The following is a 260-nucleotide window of genomic DNA, read 5'->3' as shown; positions in this document are numbered from 1 at the left end:
TATAGTTATACTGATGGAAACAGCTGTACCAACAGCGATACTGCCAACATACTTGTAAATACAGCACCAACAGTGGACGCTGGAAATTATGGTCCGTTGTGTGACAACGTTAGTCCTATTACCTTGACAGGAACTCCAACAAATTCCAACGGAACATGGAGTGGACCGGGCGTTACCAACAACGGAAACGGAACGGCGACCTTCAACCCAGCAGGTCTTAACGGCTCCATCACGGTTACTTATAGTTATACTGATGGAAA

At 45.8% G+C, this 260-nt stretch carries 1 protein-coding gene; it reads left to right on the top strand.

Annotated features, from left to right (window positions below; all coding sequences use genetic code 11):
- Window positions 1–260 (top strand): hypothetical protein (locus A7A78_RS15145; RefSeq protein WP_165593568.1); only part of this gene is annotated, 260 nt, incomplete at both ends.

Source organism: Aequorivita soesokkakensis (assembly GCF_001641085.1).
Classification (GTDB): domain Bacteria; phylum Bacteroidota; class Bacteroidia; order Flavobacteriales; family Flavobacteriaceae; genus Aequorivita; species Aequorivita soesokkakensis.
This window is presented reverse-complemented; position numbering and strand designations above follow the sequence as displayed.